Annotated in this window: 17 protein-coding genes; all 17 read left to right on the top strand. The window is 55.5% G+C overall.

Features of this window, described 5'->3' with window-relative positions; all coding sequences use genetic code 11:
- Nucleotides 1-17: 17 nt before the first annotated feature.
- Nucleotides 18-818: a class I SAM-dependent methyltransferase gene (locus RDU76_00085; GenBank protein ID MDQ7797328.1), complete on the top strand. Its 801-nt coding sequence runs from the start codon at nucleotides 18-20 to the stop codon at nucleotides 816-818.
- Between the two features lie 67 nt (nucleotides 819-885).
- Nucleotides 886-1668, top strand: coding sequence for a DUF1189 domain-containing protein (locus RDU76_00080; protein ID MDQ7797327.1), 783 nt, complete (start codon nucleotides 886-888; stop codon nucleotides 1666-1668).
- A gap of 23 nt (nucleotides 1669-1691) precedes the next feature.
- A complete protein-coding gene (locus RDU76_00075; GenBank protein MDQ7797326.1) occupies nucleotides 1692-2492 on the top strand; it encodes a histidinol-phosphatase HisJ family protein in 801 nt (266 codons plus the stop codon).
- Nucleotides 2489-3286 carry a bifunctional hydroxymethylpyrimidine kinase/phosphomethylpyrimidine kinase gene (thiD, locus tag RDU76_00070; protein MDQ7797325.1) on the top strand — a complete coding sequence of 266 codons (798 nt, stop codon included), beginning with the start codon at nucleotides 2489-2491 and terminating at the stop codon, nucleotides 3284-3286. The genes RDU76_00075 and thiD overlap by 4 nt, the downstream gene beginning before the upstream one ends.
- Nucleotides 3287-3310: 24 nt before the next feature.
- A complete protein-coding gene (locus tag RDU76_00065) occupies nucleotides 3311-5260 on the top strand; it encodes a BatA domain-containing protein (protein MDQ7797324.1) in 1950 nt (649 codons plus the stop codon).
- A gap of 51 nt (nucleotides 5261-5311) precedes the next feature.
- Nucleotides 5312-6436, top strand: coding sequence for a hypothetical protein (locus RDU76_00060; protein MDQ7797323.1), 1125 nt, complete (start codon nucleotides 5312-5314; stop codon nucleotides 6434-6436).
- A 62-nt stretch (nucleotides 6437-6498) separates the two neighbouring features.
- A complete protein-coding gene (locus RDU76_00055; GenBank protein MDQ7797322.1) occupies nucleotides 6499-7785 on the top strand; it encodes a polysaccharide biosynthesis C-terminal domain-containing protein in 1287 nt (428 codons plus the stop codon).
- Entirely contained in the window at nucleotides 7769-8887 is a 1119-nt protein-coding gene (locus tag RDU76_00050; GenBank protein ID MDQ7797321.1) for a radical SAM protein, read from the top strand. Before RDU76_00055 ends, RDU76_00050 begins: the two co-directional genes overlap by 17 nt.
- The gene (locus tag RDU76_00045) at nucleotides 8884-10152 is read left to right on the top strand and encodes a glycosyltransferase (protein ID MDQ7797320.1); all 1269 of its coding nucleotides are present in this window, start codon (nucleotides 8884-8886) and stop codon (nucleotides 10150-10152) included. Before RDU76_00050 ends, RDU76_00045 begins: the two co-directional genes overlap by 4 nt.
- A 19-nt stretch (nucleotides 10153-10171) precedes the next feature.
- Nucleotides 10172-10801 (top strand): PIG-L deacetylase family protein, encoded by a 630-nt coding sequence (locus tag RDU76_00040; GenBank protein ID MDQ7797319.1) that lies wholly within the window; start codon nucleotides 10172-10174, stop codon nucleotides 10799-10801.
- A gap of 79 nt (nucleotides 10802-10880) precedes the next feature.
- A complete protein-coding gene (locus RDU76_00035; GenBank protein ID MDQ7797318.1) occupies nucleotides 10881-11192 on the top strand; it encodes a four helix bundle protein in 312 nt (103 codons plus the stop codon).
- Nucleotides 11193-11241: 49 nt separating this feature from the next.
- Entirely contained in the window at nucleotides 11242-11937 is a 696-nt protein-coding gene (locus RDU76_00030) for a WbqC family protein (GenBank protein MDQ7797317.1), read from the top strand.
- A complete protein-coding gene (locus RDU76_00025; GenBank protein MDQ7797316.1) occupies nucleotides 11927-12829 on the top strand; it encodes a glycosyltransferase in 903 nt (300 codons plus the stop codon). Before RDU76_00030 ends, RDU76_00025 begins: the two co-directional genes overlap by 11 nt.
- A complete protein-coding gene (locus RDU76_00020; protein MDQ7797315.1) occupies nucleotides 12826-13839 on the top strand; it encodes a methyltransferase domain-containing protein in 1014 nt (337 codons plus the stop codon). The genes RDU76_00025 and RDU76_00020 overlap by 4 nt, the downstream gene beginning before the upstream one ends.
- Complete coding sequence (locus RDU76_00015) at nucleotides 13823-14869, top strand: glycosyltransferase family 9 protein (protein MDQ7797314.1); 1047 nt, start codon at nucleotides 13823-13825, stop codon at nucleotides 14867-14869. Before RDU76_00020 ends, RDU76_00015 begins: the two co-directional genes overlap by 17 nt.
- Nucleotides 14866-16041: a glycosyltransferase gene (locus RDU76_00010; GenBank protein ID MDQ7797313.1), complete on the top strand. Its 1176-nt coding sequence runs from the start codon at nucleotides 14866-14868 to the stop codon at nucleotides 16039-16041. The genes RDU76_00015 and RDU76_00010 overlap by 4 nt, the downstream gene beginning before the upstream one ends.
- On the top strand, nucleotides 16007-16651 hold a 645-nt coding region (locus tag RDU76_00005; protein MDQ7797312.1), incomplete at its 3' end, for a hypothetical protein. The genes RDU76_00010 and RDU76_00005, both read left to right, overlap by 35 nt.

Raw genomic sequence — 16651 nt, 5'->3', positions numbered from 1 at the left:
AAAAGAAGACAAGGAAAATGAAAGCTGCGAAATATTATGCCAACAACCGGGAGCTGTGGGACAACTGGGCCGAGATCAACTACCAGACCCGGGAATACGACGTGGAGGGATTCTTGAAAGGGCGGAGGGCACTGTATCCCATCGAACTGAAGGCTCTGGGCAATGTGAAGGGCAAAAGCCTGTTGCACCTGCAGTGCCACTTCGGGCTGGACACCCTGTCCTGGGCCCGGCTGGGAGCCAGGGCCACCGGGGTGGATTTCTCGCCCAAGGCCATCGTCCTGGCCAAAGACCTGAACGCCCGCCTGGGCCTGGATGTCGAATTCATCCATTCCGACGTCTATGAGCTGCCCCAGAAACTCCATAAAAAATTCGACATCGTCTTCACCTCCTACGGGGTGCTGTGCTGGCTGTCGGACCTGGACAAATGGGGCCGGGCCATTTCGGGCTTTCTGAAAAAGGGCGGGACCTTCTTCATATCCGAGTTCCATCCCTTCATGATATTGTTCGACGAAGATTACAAGAAGGTCTCCTATCCCTATTTCAAAGGCAAGCAGCCCATCATGGAGATCTGCAAAGGCAGCTACGCCGACCGGAGATCAAGTTTCATCCACAAGTCCTACGAGTGGCCCTACCCCTTGAGCGATGTCATCAACGCCCTGGTCAGCAACGGCCTGCGGATAGAGCGGATGGAGGAGTACCCTTTTACCGTCTGGAATTATTACCGGGACATGAAGAAGGGAAGGGACGGGTACTGGCGGCTGAAGGACCAAAAGAACACCATCCCGTTGATGTTCTCCATCAAGGCGGTCAAGGAGTGATGTTGGCAATTGCCAAACCGGGTGATTTCTGATAGAATAAGCTTTCAATTTCAACTTCGGGAATAACATGCAACTATTCGGGGAGCTGATCAACAGCGTTTCAAATTTCAAGGCCTACGGATTTTTCCGCCAGCAGAGATTTTTACGGACCCTGGGCTATCTGCTTTTTTTATGTCTGGTGTTCGGGTCCATCAGCTTCATCCGGCCCTGGAAGACCTTCAATGTCGACGCCGACGATCTGGCCGCCTGGCTGACCGGCCAGGCCCCGGATTTCGCCCTGGCCAAGGGGATGTTTTCCACCAGTCCGGAGACCACCGCGGTCTATCGCAAGGAGGGGGATCTCATTCTGGTACTGGGCGCCAAAAGCAATTTCAACGACAGCCTGCTGGCCGGATTCCCCCGGGGCATCCTGCTGTATGCCGACCGGGTGGTGATCAGCGGGGGCGAGGGACAGAAGCGGGAGCTTTTCTTCAAGGATTACGGCGACCTGAAAGTGGACAAGAAGGAGATCCTGGCCGCCCTGTCGAACCGGGGGATGCTGGGCTTTTTCATGGCGGCCTTCTGGATGATCATCTACCTGTCCGGGAAACTGCTCAGCGCGCTGTTCATTGCCGGACTGGGCATGAACTTCAAGGCCATCCTGCGGATGAACCTGCCCTTCGGCGATGTTTACAAGCTGTCCCTCCGGGCGCTGTCGCTGGGGATCATTCTTGACGCCCTGCTGAGCCTGAGCGGGATTGATTTTCCGTATTTTTTCATCCTTTACTACCTGATGGCCGCCTCCTACCTATGGCTGGGTATGAAGGCCGTCAGCGATGAGGACATGACCGCCGCCGGGTTAAAAGTCTAAAAGTTACTTTACTTTAAATCATTATGAATCCTGAAATATTAAAATATCAGATAGGCGCCATAGACACCCACCTGCACAGCAGGCATTCCTGCGACTCCAAAATGGAGCCGGCCGCGGCCTGCCGGCGGGCCATGGAGCTGGGCCTCAAGGCGCTGGTCTTCACCGAGCATGTGGATTTCGATCCCTCCGACCAGGGCTATGGGGTTTACAACGACAAGGCCGTCGAGTCCAGCCTGGCCGACTGCCGGGTGCTGTCCGGGAAGCACCTCAAGATCTACAAGGGGGTGGAGATCACCTACCAGCCGCAGTACCGCGACCAGATCGAAAAATTCATCAACTCCCACAAGTTCGATTTCGTGATGGGCTCGGTGCACATGGTGGGGTTGGACGATGTCTCCTGGCCGGAGCTGGCCCAAAAATACTTCGGGCGGATGGAGGAGGAGCAGGCCTACGGGGCGTATTTCCAGGAGGTGCTGAAGCTGGTGGACAGCCGGCTGTTCGACTGCCTGGGGCACCTGGACCTGTGTAAGAAATACGGCTTCAAGCATTATGGCGCCATGTCCTGGCAGAAATATCAGCGGCCCATCAAAAAGATCCTGGAGCGGGCGGTGCAGCGCGACCTGATGGTGGAGATCAACACCTCGGGCCTGCGGCACGACCCCCAGGAAACCTACCCCGGACTGCCGGCAGTGATGGAGTATCTCAAGATGGGCGGCACCCGCCTTACCCTGGGCAGCGACGCCCACCAGGCGGAGCATATCGCCCACGGCTTCACTGATATCTTAACTAAAATTCCCGAACTGAAAGGGCTCAACAAGAAATGAAAGTGGCTCTGACCATCGCCGGCTCCGACTCCGGCAGCGGGGCCGGCATCCAGGCCGACCTCAAGACCTTCGCCGCCTTCGGGGTCTACGGCATCAACGTCATCACCGCCCTGACCGCCCAGAACACCCAGGGGGTGTTCGGAGTGGCCGAGCAGGAGCCGAAGTTCATCGCCAAGCAATTGTTCGTGCTGATGAAGGACATCGGCTGCCAGGCGGCCAAGACCGGGATGCTCTACAACAGCCAGATAATCGAGCAGGTGTCGCATGAGATCAAGAAATACAAGATATCGCCGCTGGTGGTGGACCCGGTGATGGTGGCCAAGGGCGGCCACCTCCTGCTTAAGGCCGAGGCCGAGGAGGCCCTGGTGGCCTGCCTGCTTCCGCTTGCCAACCTGCTGACGCCCAACATCGACGAAGCCCAAAAGCTGTCGAGGATGAAGAAGATCGAAAATCTGGAACAGATGAAGGAGGCGGCCCTGAAGATCTCGATGCTGGGCCCCAGGGCCGTTCTGATCAAGGGCGGGCACCTGCCGGGACGGGCCACCGACCTGTACTTCGACGGCCGGATTTTTAAAACCTACGAGAGCGAAAGGATCGACACCTCCAACACCCACGGCACCGGCTGCACCTATTCGGCGGCCATCACCGCCTGCCTGGCCCGCGGGCTGAAGATGGAGCCGGCCATCGACGAAGCCAAAAAGTATGTCACCGGCTGCATCAAGAATTCGGTCGGCATCGGCCACGGCTTCGGCCCGCTGGACCACTTCTGGAGCGGAAAGATCCGGGAATGCTGATCCCCTCGGACCGATTGAGCTGATATGAATTTCATCTCCTTCCAAAATCCCGCCGCATTGTTCTTCCTGCCTCTGGCCGCCATGCCGCTGGTGATCCATCTGCTTTGGCACAATAAGGCCAAAGTGATCCCCTTTCCCAGCATCATTCTTTTGAGATCCACTCATACCAAAACCTGGAAAAGAAGCCGGCTCCAAGAATGGCTGCTGCTGCTGGTCCGAACCATCATCCTGCTGTTGCTGGTCCTTTTGATGGCGGGACCGTCGGTGAAGGCCGACCTGCCGTCATGGATGGCGCCCCGGGAGACGTTCCTGGCGATGGTCATCGACAATTCGGCCAGCATGTCGACCATCGAAGGCGACAGCAGTTTATTGTCACGGGTCCGATCCTCGGCCCTCAAGACGGTCTCCACCCTGAGCCCGGACAGCCGGGTGGCGGTTATCTGCGGCTCGCAGGGGAATAAAATATTATGCGGCCTGGCGGATCCGGCCGAAGCGGCCAGGCAGATAAGATCCATCGGGCAGACCGATCTGGGGACCGATCTGGCCGGGGCTGTTCTAAAGGCCGACGACCTTCTGTTCTATGCCGGAAGGACCGGGGCATCAACATTGATTTTTTCCGACCTTCGGAAAAATTGTTTCGGCGATAATGTTTCGCCTCTTCCGGCCCTTAAATCAAAGACCCATCTGGACCTGGTGTTGTCAGGCGGGGAAATGAACGGCAAAAACCTGGAATGGCGCAGCGTGAGGTTCTATTCCCTCAAAAAGAGACTGATCATCCAAGGAAAAACAGCTCCGGGCCTGGAGCATAGCCTGAGCCTGGTCAAGGATGGCCGGACCGTCCATAAAACCCGGATCGACCCCGATTCCGCCGGATATTTCTCGGCCGGCCTGGGCTGGGACGGCCGGGGGCCAAGCTTTCTGGAGTGCTCGGGTGATGATATGCCGCTGGATGACAGATACTATCTTCCCTCCGGCAACAACGACAGCATCAAGGTCCTGCTGATAACCGAGGGCAGCGGCATTTTGAAACAGGCCTTTACGGCTTTGTCAGGTGCCGGGTATCAATTGAAAACAGAAAGCCGGCCCACTCCCGAGGCCATCGCTGCTTCGGATCTGATCGTCGCTGCGGGACTAGCAATAACGGACAGGAAAAGCAATCTTTTAGAAGCAGTGAAGAACGGAGCAGGCCTTTTGTTCATTCCGCCGGAAAAGGCCGGCATCGATGATTACAATCGTCTTTTATCAAGCCTGTCCCCGGGGATGCGGATAACCGGAATATCGGAGGATCCCCTGCCGGGGGCCCTGGAGTTTGGCTCGGGGGATTATTTTCAGGACATCAGTGCCAGGGACCTTAGGCACATCACGGTATACAAATATTGGCGGATGCCGGCCAGGCTTCCGGCCCTGCTTACCATCGGACGTAAGTTCCCGGGCTTGGTGATCATCGATCAGGGGTCGGGCAAAGCCGGCCTGTGGCTGTTCGGGACCGATCCCGGGATGACCGACATCGGTTTCCACCCGGCCTTTTTGGCCCTGTTGAACCAGACCTGCCGGGGGCTGATAAGATCTGCCGGCCACGGCTATCTCACCGGCCAGTTTTTGTCCGCCGCCGACATATCGGAACCGACCGCCCCGGACGGCAAAAAGGTTCTCGGCCTTCCGGACGTCCAGGGAAGGGTCAAATGGCTGCTGGAGAAAGCCGGGTTTTATTCGGTGCTAAAAAATGATTTAGGCCAAACCCTGGCGGTGAACATCCCCCCTGATGAATCCGACCTTACCATCCTTGAGGATGAAAGCTTAGCCAGGATCATGGGAAAAAACCAATGGAGCCGTCAGCTATCCCCCGAAAAGGGGCCGGCCGGCCAAAGGGGATTGAACAACATCACATTGTTCCTGACCGGGCTTTTCCTGATGATGGAACTGGTGTTAAGAAGCAAACTTAAAATATTTCTTAAAAAGCCATTGACAACATAGTGGAAAATATGGTAAATATATAGTCTAACAATGGTTTATATGGAGGGGGCTATGGCGGATAAAAACGCTGTTAATTTGAACGGCTTGATGATCACTCTGGCGGTGATTGCGGTCTTGACGGTGGGCGGCGTCACCGGGATGTCGGTGGCCATCTGGCCGGGCTCCAGTGCCGGTGCCGGGAACGAACAGCGGGATAAACAGCTTGAGGTGCTGGCCAAATCCGTGGCCCGGCTGTCGGCCAGGGGGATCCTGGATTACGAGGACGCCATGGAGCGCCAGTTCTTTCTGGACAAGGTGGTCAAGGACATCAGGGCTGATTTTCCCGAGATCAAGGACATCTGGGTGCTGGACGACAAGCGGATGGTAGTGTATTCCGCCAAGGAGGACGAGATAGAAAAAACCTACCAGGTCCCGTCCGGGATGAAGCCGGACGCCGGAGAGAAGTTCACCGTCAATGAACTCTCCGCCGGCAGCGTCTGGGTGGCCACCCCGATAATCTCCATGAAGACCATCATCGGCGGCCTGCGGATGGTGGTGGAGATCCCGGCGGCCAAGGGCGGCGGCGGCGGCGGCAAAAACCTGCTGATGATCATCGGACTGATAGCCATGATAATAGGCATCGCCGCACCGGTGGTGCTGGTCTCAGCTAAATCCAAAGAACTGGCCGGCCTCAAGGCCGGGCCCGGCGGGGCGGCGGTGAGCGATGCCAAGCTGAGCGCCCTCAAAGCCGAGGAATCGGCCGTATCGGCCAAGCTGGCGGCTGCCAAGCAGCAGCTGGCCCAGTCCGAGCAGTTGCAGAGCCAGCAGACGGCCATGGAACAGCAGATCGAAGAGATGAAGAAACAGCAGTTCGAGGAGACATACAAGCTCGAAGGCCTGAAGAAAGAGGCTGCGGAGCAGGCCGATCACATCGAGAAACGCAAGAAGATACTGGAGGCCAATCCTTTGGAACGCCAGGCCGCCCTGACCAGCGAGGAGAAGGAGCTGGCTGCCAAGATTTCGACCCACAAGCAGGAGGAGGTCAAGCTGGCCCAGAAGATAGAATTGATCCGTAAAAAGGTGATAGACCTGGACCGCCGAATCGAAAAACGGCAGAAGGAAGAGCAGGAGATCGCCGAGAGGATCGAAGCCCGCCGGAAAGAGGAGCTGGAACTCAACCAAAAGATGGGCAGCTGAAAATTTGAAAATCGGGAGACCAATGCGACGGGGGTGAGAATATCTATCCCCGTCGTTTTGATATGAGAAAACTACTTAGCCAAAGCCTGGATACCCTGATCAGCCACCTGGGGGTGCTGGCCGTGGGGATGTTTGCCAGCGTCCTGATAAACCGGGCCCTGGGACCGGAGCTTAAGGGGATATTCGTCTCCTGCCTGCTGATCCCCCAGACGGCGGTGGTGTTCGCCGAACTGGGGCTGGGGACCTCGGGGGCCTACCAGCTGGCCAGAAAAAAATATCAGCCGGGCTCGGTGGTTCTGTTCCTGCTGCTGGCCAGTCTGGTCCTGGGCGGCCTGGCCATGATCATCACCGGGGCGGCGGTGAGATTGCCGGCCGAGGCTTGGGGAGGCTTCAACCGCTGGGTGATACTGAGCCTGATCCCTCCCGGCCTGTGGCTGACCTTCCTGCCGGAGATCTTTTTGGGCCTGGGTCTGCTCCGGGGCTTTAACTGGTGGAGGAGCGGCTTCCAAGCATTCCGGATTTTGATATTATTGGCTTTCCTGATCCTGCTCGGTAACAAGCTTCAGGCGGTGATCCTGGCCTCGGTGATCCTCAACTGGGCGGCTTTCATCATCTCGGCCGGCATCCTGTGGGTTCATCTAAGGCCCGGATCTGCCGCCCTGTCCTTAAGGCAGACAGCGGATTTTTTCAAGTTCGGAATGAAGATCTTCGCCGGGGAGATCCTTGGTTTCCTGCATTACCGGGCGGATATCTTCCTGATCCTTTTGTGGAAGGGCAATGTTCAGGTTGGCCTTTACGCCACGGCGGCCTTTCTTTCCGAGTTGCTATGGATGATACCCCGGGGGCTTTACGCCCCGGTCTTCTCGGGGCTGGCTCGCGACGGCCTTTCCCGGGACATTGTTAAAAAGGCGGCCCTGCTGACCTTGGCCGCCACCTCCGGCCTGGCTTTGATAGCGGCCTTTTTGGTCGGCCCCGCCATCCGGCTGTTATACGGAGAGTCCTTTAGCGGCGCCGTCTGGCCGTTTATTCTGCTTCTGCCGGGAACCGTAATGCTGTCCCTCCCTAAATTTCTGGAGGCGCCGTTGATAGCCGAGATGGGTTCCCCCGAGGTGCTGGTCTGGGGCAAGGCGTCCGGACTGCTCTGCAATATCCCGCTTAACTTCTGGCTGATCCCGAAATACGGGATTTCGGGAGCCGCCGCCGCTTCCAGCATATCCTACACCATCCAGGCCCTGATATTCGTCGGACTGTTCATCAGAAAAAGATCCCAGGTGATGTCCCCGGAGAAAACCGGGGAATATGCCATTATCAGCCAACACGAAAGCGGCCTGAATGAGATCGCCGATTGATATAATAAAAAACAGTCCTCCCCTGAATGCCGTCAGGCGGAAACTGCAGACACGGCGGGTGGAGGCCCTCCGGCAGCTGGCGTTGGATGGCGGGAAAATACCGCTGCCCAGGGGGCTGGTGTTCGAACCCACCCAGCGCTGCAATCTGTCGTGCATCATGTGCTGCCACCGGCAGCATCACACCGAGGGCTCCTGCCAGGAGATGGACACAGGGGCTGCGGTCGAATTCATAAAAGGACTGAAAAGACAGCATGGTTTCCGGATCATCGGGTTCATCGGCTCGGAGCCGTTTGTCAGAGCCGACCTGGAGGATCTGATGAAAGCGGCAGTGGGGCTGGGCCTGGATGTTTCGGTCCAGACCAATTCCACTCTGCTGGACGAAGCGAGGATCAAGACCTGGTCCAGACATAGGTGTCGTATCAGAAGTTTCGGGGCCTCACTGGAAGGAGTGGCGGGCGTTGATGACCGGATACGCCCGGGGAAAGATGTCTTCAACCGGGCCCGCCGGGGCATAGAGCTGGCGGTGCAGGCCGGACTGCCGGTGACGGTAAGCATCCTGATCCTGGACAGCAATCGGGAAAAGCTGGGGGAGCTGATAGAACTGCTGAACGATCTTGAAGTAAGATCGATGGATCTTTCATTGATCGTCAACCACAGCCGAACCGACATAGAAGAGACGGTCCGTTTGTCCGGGATGGATGAAAAGGATGTCTGCATAACCTCGAAGCCGGAGCTGGAGTACCGGACCCCTGCCGATGTGCTGCTCGACGACCTGAAAAAGGGGCTGGCCAGGGGCCGAAGCTTCGGCATGAGGACCAGCACCAGCCCGGAAGGGTTTCTGGCGAATTACCCGAGTATCCGGGACGGCAGCATCAGAAAGAAACGCCGGCTGACCTGCGGGGCCATGGATACCGTAAGAGTGGACCCTTCGGGCCGGCTGATACATTGCCAGCATTTCCGGCAGAGCTTCGGAGATCTCCGGCAGGTAAAGCTTGCCGAGGCCTGGAATTCACCGGGTTTCAGGAATTTCCGCAAAAGACTGGCGGAGGAAAACCTGTTTCCCATCTGTGTGGACTGTTATCGGATGAGGGTCCTGGGATGAAGAAAGTCTTGGCCCTTACCGCCATCGAGGCTCCCTTCCGGTCCCGGCTGATAGAGACCCAGTTTTTCGATCCCCTGGTCAGGGCTCGGAATCTGTCAAACGGCCGGTGGCAGTTGTCCTTCCTATCGGTTATCCCGTTGGCTTTCTATTTGGGCCGCCGGAACCCTTGGCGGCAATATGTCAAGAATTCCAATCAAAATAAAACTCTGCGGTCAAATTTAGCCTCGAAGGGCGTCAAGTACCGGACATCCCTGGCGGGATTTCCGTTGTTGCCCCGGCAGTTCAATCTGAGGAAAAATGAAACGGCTTTATTTATTGCCGCTGCCCTTCCCCGGCTGATCTTCAAACTGGCGTTCTTGAAACCGGATCTGATGATCGCCCGGAGTTATCCGGCGGCCCTGCTGGCCTGGTGGGCCAAAAGGATATCCAATATCCCATACCTATTCGATCTGCGGGGGATGTATCCCGAGGAGTCGGTAAATGCCGGCAGGTATGAAATTAATTCCCCCGATTATCTCTTCTGGAAGGGCTGGGAAAAGAAGCTTGTCTCTTCGGCCCGATATTGCCTGGTGGTCTCCCAGCCTTTTGTGGAGCATGTTCTGGATATCTATCCAGGGGCCAGGGTGGAAATGATCCCCTGCTGTGTGGATCCCGGCAAGATCAGGCTGCCGGACAAGGAAAAAACCAAGGCCAAATACGGACTGGGGGGTCGTTTCGTTCTGCTGCACCTGGGCTCCTTCGGCACCCCCGGCGACCGGGGCCTGGCGGGAAAATATTTGTTGCGTTTTAAAGAGGTCAGGCCGGATGCTGTTCTGGTGGTTGCTTCGGGGACTGCCGCCTTCGGCCCGGCTATCAGAAAGGCTCTGCTTGGCGAGGGGCTGGGCTCTGACGATTTCAGGATATACCACCCGGTCGGGCCGGAACTGGAGGAGATGCTGGCCTTGGGCGATGCCGGCCTGATCCTGGAGCGGAAAGTTGCCAACACCAAGGTCTGCCTGTCGGTCAAGCTGGGAGAATATCTGGCGGCCGGGCTGCCGGTGATCTGCACCCCGCATGTGGAGGGGGTGGCCCGGCTGATTGAAAAATACCGTTGCGGGCTGGTGGTCGATCCCGATCAGCCGGAACCGCCGGACAGGGCAGAAGAAATGCTGAAGGATTATGAAAAACACCGCAGCAACGGATTCAAAATGGTAGAGGAGATCCTGGCCATAGATCGCTGCGCTGACAAATGGCGATCCGTCATTGACCAGGGATTAAAGACTTAATATTTTACAGGAGCGGTATATGTTTAAAAAAACTCTGGTGCTGGCGCCGCATACCGATGATGGGGAATTCGGCTGCGGCGGCTTTATGGCCCGGCTGCTGGAGCAGGGGGCCGAGGTCTGCTATGCGGCCTTTTCCTCGGCCGAGAAATCACTGCCGCCCGGTGTCCATCCCGACACCCTCAAGAACGAACTGAACGACGCTCTGGACAGCCTGGGAATAGCCGATAAGAATCGTTTTGTATACGATTACAGCGTCAGGGATTTTCCCGAGCACCGCCAGGCGTTGTTGGAGGATATGGTGGCCCTCAAGGAGAAAATAGGTCCCGATCTGGTATTGATGCCCTGCTTCAACGACACCCACCAGGATCATCTGACCATTGCCCAGGAGGGGTTTCGGGCCTTCAAGGACCGGACCATACTGGGCTACGAGATCCCCTGGAACAACAAGACCTTCAACACCGAATCCTTCGTCCTGCTGGAGGAAAAGCATATTCAGGCCAAGGTCAGGGCCCTGAAGTGCTACCAGTCGCAGCTGGACCGTTTCTATGCCACCGAGGAGTTCATCCGGGCCCTGGCCAAGACCCGCGGGACCCAGATCGGGGCCGCCTTTGCCGAGGCCTTCGAGGTAATTAGGTGGGTGATACGGTAGATCTGAATTATTAATTACGAATTACTAAGTGCAAAATATGGAAAAGAAAGATATTTGCGAATGAACTTTTAAATTCGCTATCGCTATCATTAAGTTTTGCCGAGCAATAGATAATGGTCAGAATATTGAAAGGCTTATAGCAAGGCAGCTTTTTCGGTCGGGAACATCCATCGGTGCAAATGTTGAAGAAGCCCAGGCCGGCCAGAGTAAAGCAGATTTTATATCAAAAATGTCGATAGCCCGAAAAGAAGCTAGAGAAACGAGATATTGGCTTGCCCTCTGTAACAGCGTAAACATAGGAATCCTCCGGGATATTGATGTTTTGCTCAAAGAAGTGAACGAATTAGCCGCCATAATGACGGCGATAATTAAAAAGACAAAGTCTAATTAAGTCGACAAATTCAAATAGTTGTCATTATTAATTTGCAATTAGTAATTAAATGATATTAGCCGCCCATCAACCCAACTATCTCCCCTGGGCCGGATACTTTTACAAGATGGCCCGCTGCGATGCTTTCGTGTTCCTGGATAGCGTGCAGTACTCCAGAACCTCGTATACTGCCCGCTGCATGATAAAGGGGGTCAGCGGCCAGCCCCAATGGCTGTCGGTGCCGGTGTTCAAAAAGGGGCGCTACCATCAGGATATTTTGGATGTGGACATCGATAATGAGTCCGGCTGGCAGAATACCCACCAAAGGACCCTGGAATCATCTTACTCCAAGGCCCCGTATTTTGAAGACTACCAGCGGTTGAACGACCTGGCCTATGATAAAAAGTGGGATAAATTATCCCTGCTCAATGCCGAATTGGCCAAAGCAATTGCCGCGGATCTGAATATCGCTCCGAAATTCACAAACCTATCCGAACTGGATATCAGCTCAAAATCCAGCGAGCTGCTGATAGATATCTGCCAAAAAATGTCGGCCCAGGTATATCTTTCGGGACCAGGCGGAAAAAAATATCTCGATCAGAACAAGTTCAAAGAGGCCGGGATAGAGCTAAGGTTCGCCACCTATTACCCGCAAGCCTATCCCCAGTTGTGGGGGGAATTCGTGCCGGGACTGTCCATGATTGATATGCTGTATAATTGCGGACCGCAGGCGGTGAAAAGGATCATCAAATCCGATGTCTTATAAATATAAAATCTCGGTCATTATTCCTTCCTTCAGGAATCTGGAATTTCTTAGGCTTTGTCTGCCGGAATACCTTAAAAGCAGGCATTATCAGGTCGTCATCGGCCTGGACGGGCATAACAGCCACTATCTGGACTACCTGCGCAATTGCCCGGTTACCGTGAGCATGACCGGACACCGGCAGGGGCTCTGCACCGCCACCAATCTGGCGGCAGAGCAGGCCTCCGGCGAATATCTTTTTCTTTGCAACGACGACATGGTGCCGGCTCCGGGTTGGGACGAAGCCCTGCTATCATCGGCCGGCCCCGGCCATATAATCAGCGGCACGGTCTGGGAGCCAGGCCTGATCGAGGTTCCGCCCTGCCATAAAAAAGTGGATTTTGGCCATATTTCGGGCAATTTCAGAAGGGGCGACTTTATCACCCAGGCGTTGCAAACCATTCAAAGTCAAAAAGAAAAAACAGAACCGGGGATCAACTACCCTTTTTTGATCCCCACCTTGCTTTGGAAAGCATTATCCGGACTGGATGAACGCTTCAACCCCGGCTCGGCCTCCGACCCGGATCTTTTCATCCGGGCCGCATTGTTGGATCCGGCCCCGGAGATGATCCGCTGCAAAGATGCCGTATTCTACCATTTCGCCGGGCGCTCAGGTATTTATGCCGGGGACCGGGTGTCCCTGTGGTGGAAATTCCATTGGAAGCACTCCCGGTTGATGTTCCGGCAAAAATGGGGCAGGATGTGGGAACATAAATTCGGGCAGGTGCCGGACGTTTCGGGATGGAAAAATATCAGAGGAAGAAAGGAACCGTGGCTGGCTGGAAGACTGTGGCGCTTGGCCTGGTTCGGTCCGGCCGGCCGGCACTCGGTGATAAGAGGGGAGGGTGCTTTGTGAGACCGGCGCTGATTGAAATATTGAAATGCCTCAAATGCGGGGCCGATGATCTCCACCTGATAGTAAAGAGCAAAGATGATCTGGAGATAACCAAGGGTCTATTATCCTGCCGCAGATGCGGCCTGACCTATTTGATAAAAGACGGCGTTTTAAATTGCCTGGTATTTGCCGATCCTTCGATAAGCGCGGCCCGCAGGGCATATAGAAGATCGAAGGAGGTCCTGGGCGACACCCCCCCCGAAATGCTGGCCCGGCGCGGGCACATGAACAGCGCCTACCGGCAGGATACCGAGGCCAACTGCCGGGAATTGCTTTTCCGCCTGGACCCCGGTCAGGGCTGGGCGCTGGATGTGGGGGCCGGCACCTGCTGGACCACGGCCGGGCTGGCCGGCAGGGGATACCGGGCGGTGGCCATAGACATCTCGGCTGACAATAAGCTGGAGCTGGGTTGTCAGCATTTTGATAAGGATGTTTATTTTGACCGGGTGCTGGCCGATGTCAACCAGCTGCCTTTCAACAATGAGGTATTCAGCCTGGCTTTCGCCTCGGCCGCCCTGCACCATAGCCGGGACCTGGATTCCAGTTTGGCGGAGATATCGCGGACCATGGCATCCCGGGCGAGACTGGAGATCATCAATGAACCGGTCCGGGGCCTGGCCGAAGCATTTCAGAAAAATACCGGACAGCTTGAGGGTCCGGAGGGGATAGTTGAAAAGCATTACGGCATTTCCACCTGGATAGGATCGCTGGAGAGATCGGGCTTCAAGGGCCGCTGCCGGTTCCCGGCAAATATCAGGGAAAGGCTGACGGCCGACAGCTTCACCGGCAGGCATAAATTTCATTATCTGGCCGGGTTTATAGCCAAACTTTATAAGTATCAGTGGGCTAAATTTATACTGGAGAGGATATTATTTTATTTTGGGATGCATCTGCTGGGATTGCCGCTGATATACAGCGGTGAAAAAACATCAGCCAAAAAGACCCCGGTCGTTTATGGTAAAGAAAGATAAGATGCCGCCCTCCAGGGTTCTGATCCTGGTATGGGGCGGGATCGGGAACATGGTTATGGCCCTGCCAATGATCAACGCCGTCGGACGGGAGCTGGCCGGGAGCACCATCACGGTCCTGGCCCAGAAAGAAGTGATGCTCAGTCTGCTGGGGGACGACCGCCGGTTCGCCGGGATGGCGATGGACGATCCCCGGTACCAGGGATTGCTGGGAAAACGGTCACTGGTAAAAATGATCCGGCACCAAGAGCCGGAGATCTTTATCACCGCAGTCCCGGCCCCCAACCACCGCAGCGGGCTGCTGGCTTTTTTGAGCGGGGCGGGAATTCGGATCTGCGAAAAAAAACATGCCAATGCCCTGTTCGATGTTCGGTCGGCGGGAAGCAATGGCCGGAGTATAATCAGCCGGAATATGGCGCTTTTGAAACCACTGGGCATAGAGGCCAAGGTCCCGGAATTCGGCCTCCGCCCTCCGGCGCAGGACCAGGCCCGGGCCGGGGATTTTCTTGATAAAAACAATATATTCCGGGATAAGACCGTCATCGGGGTCCATCCCGGATCGGGGATGGCTCTGAGGCGCTGGCCGGAGGAAAGGTTTATTGCCGCGGGAAAGGAACTGGCCGCCCAGGGACACCCGCTGATCATCTTCGGCGGCCCGGAGGAGGCCGGTCTGGCTGGCCGGGTGGCCCGGGGCATCGGCCCGAGAGCTTGCCGATATCTAAGCGGCAAAAGTTTTGGCACCACCCTGGCCCTGATCGAAAGCTGCGGGCTTTTTATCTCCAACGACAGCGGACTGGCCCACTGCGCTTCGGCCCTGGGCGTGCCAACGGTGGTGATATTCGGACCGGTGGATCCGGAAGTATACGGCCACCGCGCCGCCCACGTCCGGATCATAAAAAAACCAACCGATTGCGGGCCATGCTACGATCCGGCCCGCGGGCTGAGGTGCAAATGGGTGGTTCAAAGATGCCTGGACATTCCAGTGAGCACGGTTCTGGAGGCGGCCCGGGAAATGGCGAGCGCAGGCAGATGACGCCCGGAAAAACAAAAATCCTGTTCTTCGACCACTCGCCTATCATCAGCGGGGCGGAATACAGTCTGCTGGATATTTTGCAGGGGTTGAAAAACAAAGCGATGGATTATCGCCTGCTGACCGTCCAGGGCAGCAGGCTGGTAAAACGGGTAAACGATATCGGAATAGGGACCATAGAAATATCACTGCCGGAACGATTATTATATATCAACAAAAATGATTTTCAAAAACATCCTTTTAAGATAATCCGAAGCGCAGGCAGCGTCATAAAAACGGTGATTGAAATATCTGGTATACTGCGCCGGGGAAAATACGGCGCGATCTATACCAACACCCTGAAAAGTCACATTCTGGGGGGATTGGCGGGAAGAATGGCCGGAGTCAAGGTGATATGGCACATGAGGGATATCCCCATCCAACCAAGGCCGAAAAGGGTCGTACAATTGGCAGCGACATTTATCCCGGATAAGATAATAGCTGTTTCTGAAGCGGTGGGCAGACAGTTTGGCGGCCGAAAAGTGTCGGTGATCCATAACGGCATCGATGCCCAGGCGATACAAAAGAAGGCGGCCGGGGAAATGCCGGCCGAAATTCAGCGGGTAATTAAAAGCTCCGGCGGTGGTCCGCTCATAGGGATGGTGGGGCAAATTGCCCGGTGGAAGGGGCAGGATGTTTTTCTGCGGGCCGCCAAACTTCTGGCCGATAAAATGCCGCGGGCCAAATTCCTTATCATTGGCGAGGCTCTTTTCGATGAAAGGGAATTCAGGCTGGAACTGAACAATTTTGTTGTCAACAACGATCTGCAGAAACGGGTGATCTTTACCGGGCATCTTGAAAATGTATATCCCATATTGAAACAATTGGATGTTTTGGTCCATTGTTCGGTGGAACCGGAACCGTTCGGCCGGGTGATCATCGAGGCGATGGCCCTGGGGGTTCCGGTGATAGCCACCAGGGGGGGGGCAGTTGAAGAGATCATAACAAACGGAGAGAATGGACTGACAGTGCCTCCGGGAGATGATCAGCAATTGGCCGGGGCCGTTGAAAATATATTGACAGATAAAACGATGCGCAACAGGATCGCAGGCAACGGCGCTATAAAAGTGCTGCAAGATTTTGGTTTGAGGGAAATGTTGGATGAAATACACGGTTCAATCGGACAGTTGTCTTAAAATGACGATTTTCCCCAAACATAGAGCGGAACAGTTCCTGTACAGCTTTTTCCCGGTGGTTTTACCGCTGGCCTCCGGCTTCATCATTCATCTGTTGATGGCCCGGAGCATATTGCCGCAGGACTTTGCCATTATCCCCCAGGCTCTGGCCCTGGTAAGTCTGGCCACCACCATCTCCTATTTCATCAATCATGATGTCGCCGCCAGGGAGATAGCCATTGCGGAGGATCCCCGGAGGACAACGGTGGCTTTTTTCATGGGAAGAATCATTTTCACCCTGGCCGGAGCCATTGTCTGCATTCTTGCTGCATTTTTGATGTATGGATCGGCCATAAAAACCATGGCCCTTTTTTTACTGTGGTTTGTTGTCAGCATCGGGATAACCGAAAATCTGGGCCAAGCCTGGCGGTCCAATGGTCAATATAAAAAGGCCTCTTTGCTGTACCTGATAAATTTCCTGTTATTGTCGGCCGGGATCATATATATATATCACCACCAGGCCACTCCACGGAAATTGGCGGTGGTTTTGCTGCTGAGCGCCGTAACTGCCACAGCATTTTTTGCCGGGTCTATAATAGGCTGCCTTAAGTTGCCGGATCTAACGCTGCTG

Source organism: Candidatus Edwardsbacteria bacterium, assembly GCA_031082425.1.
GTDB lineage: Bacteria > Edwardsbacteria > AC1 > AC1 > EtOH8 > UBA2226.
This window is presented reverse-complemented; position numbering and strand designations above follow the sequence as displayed.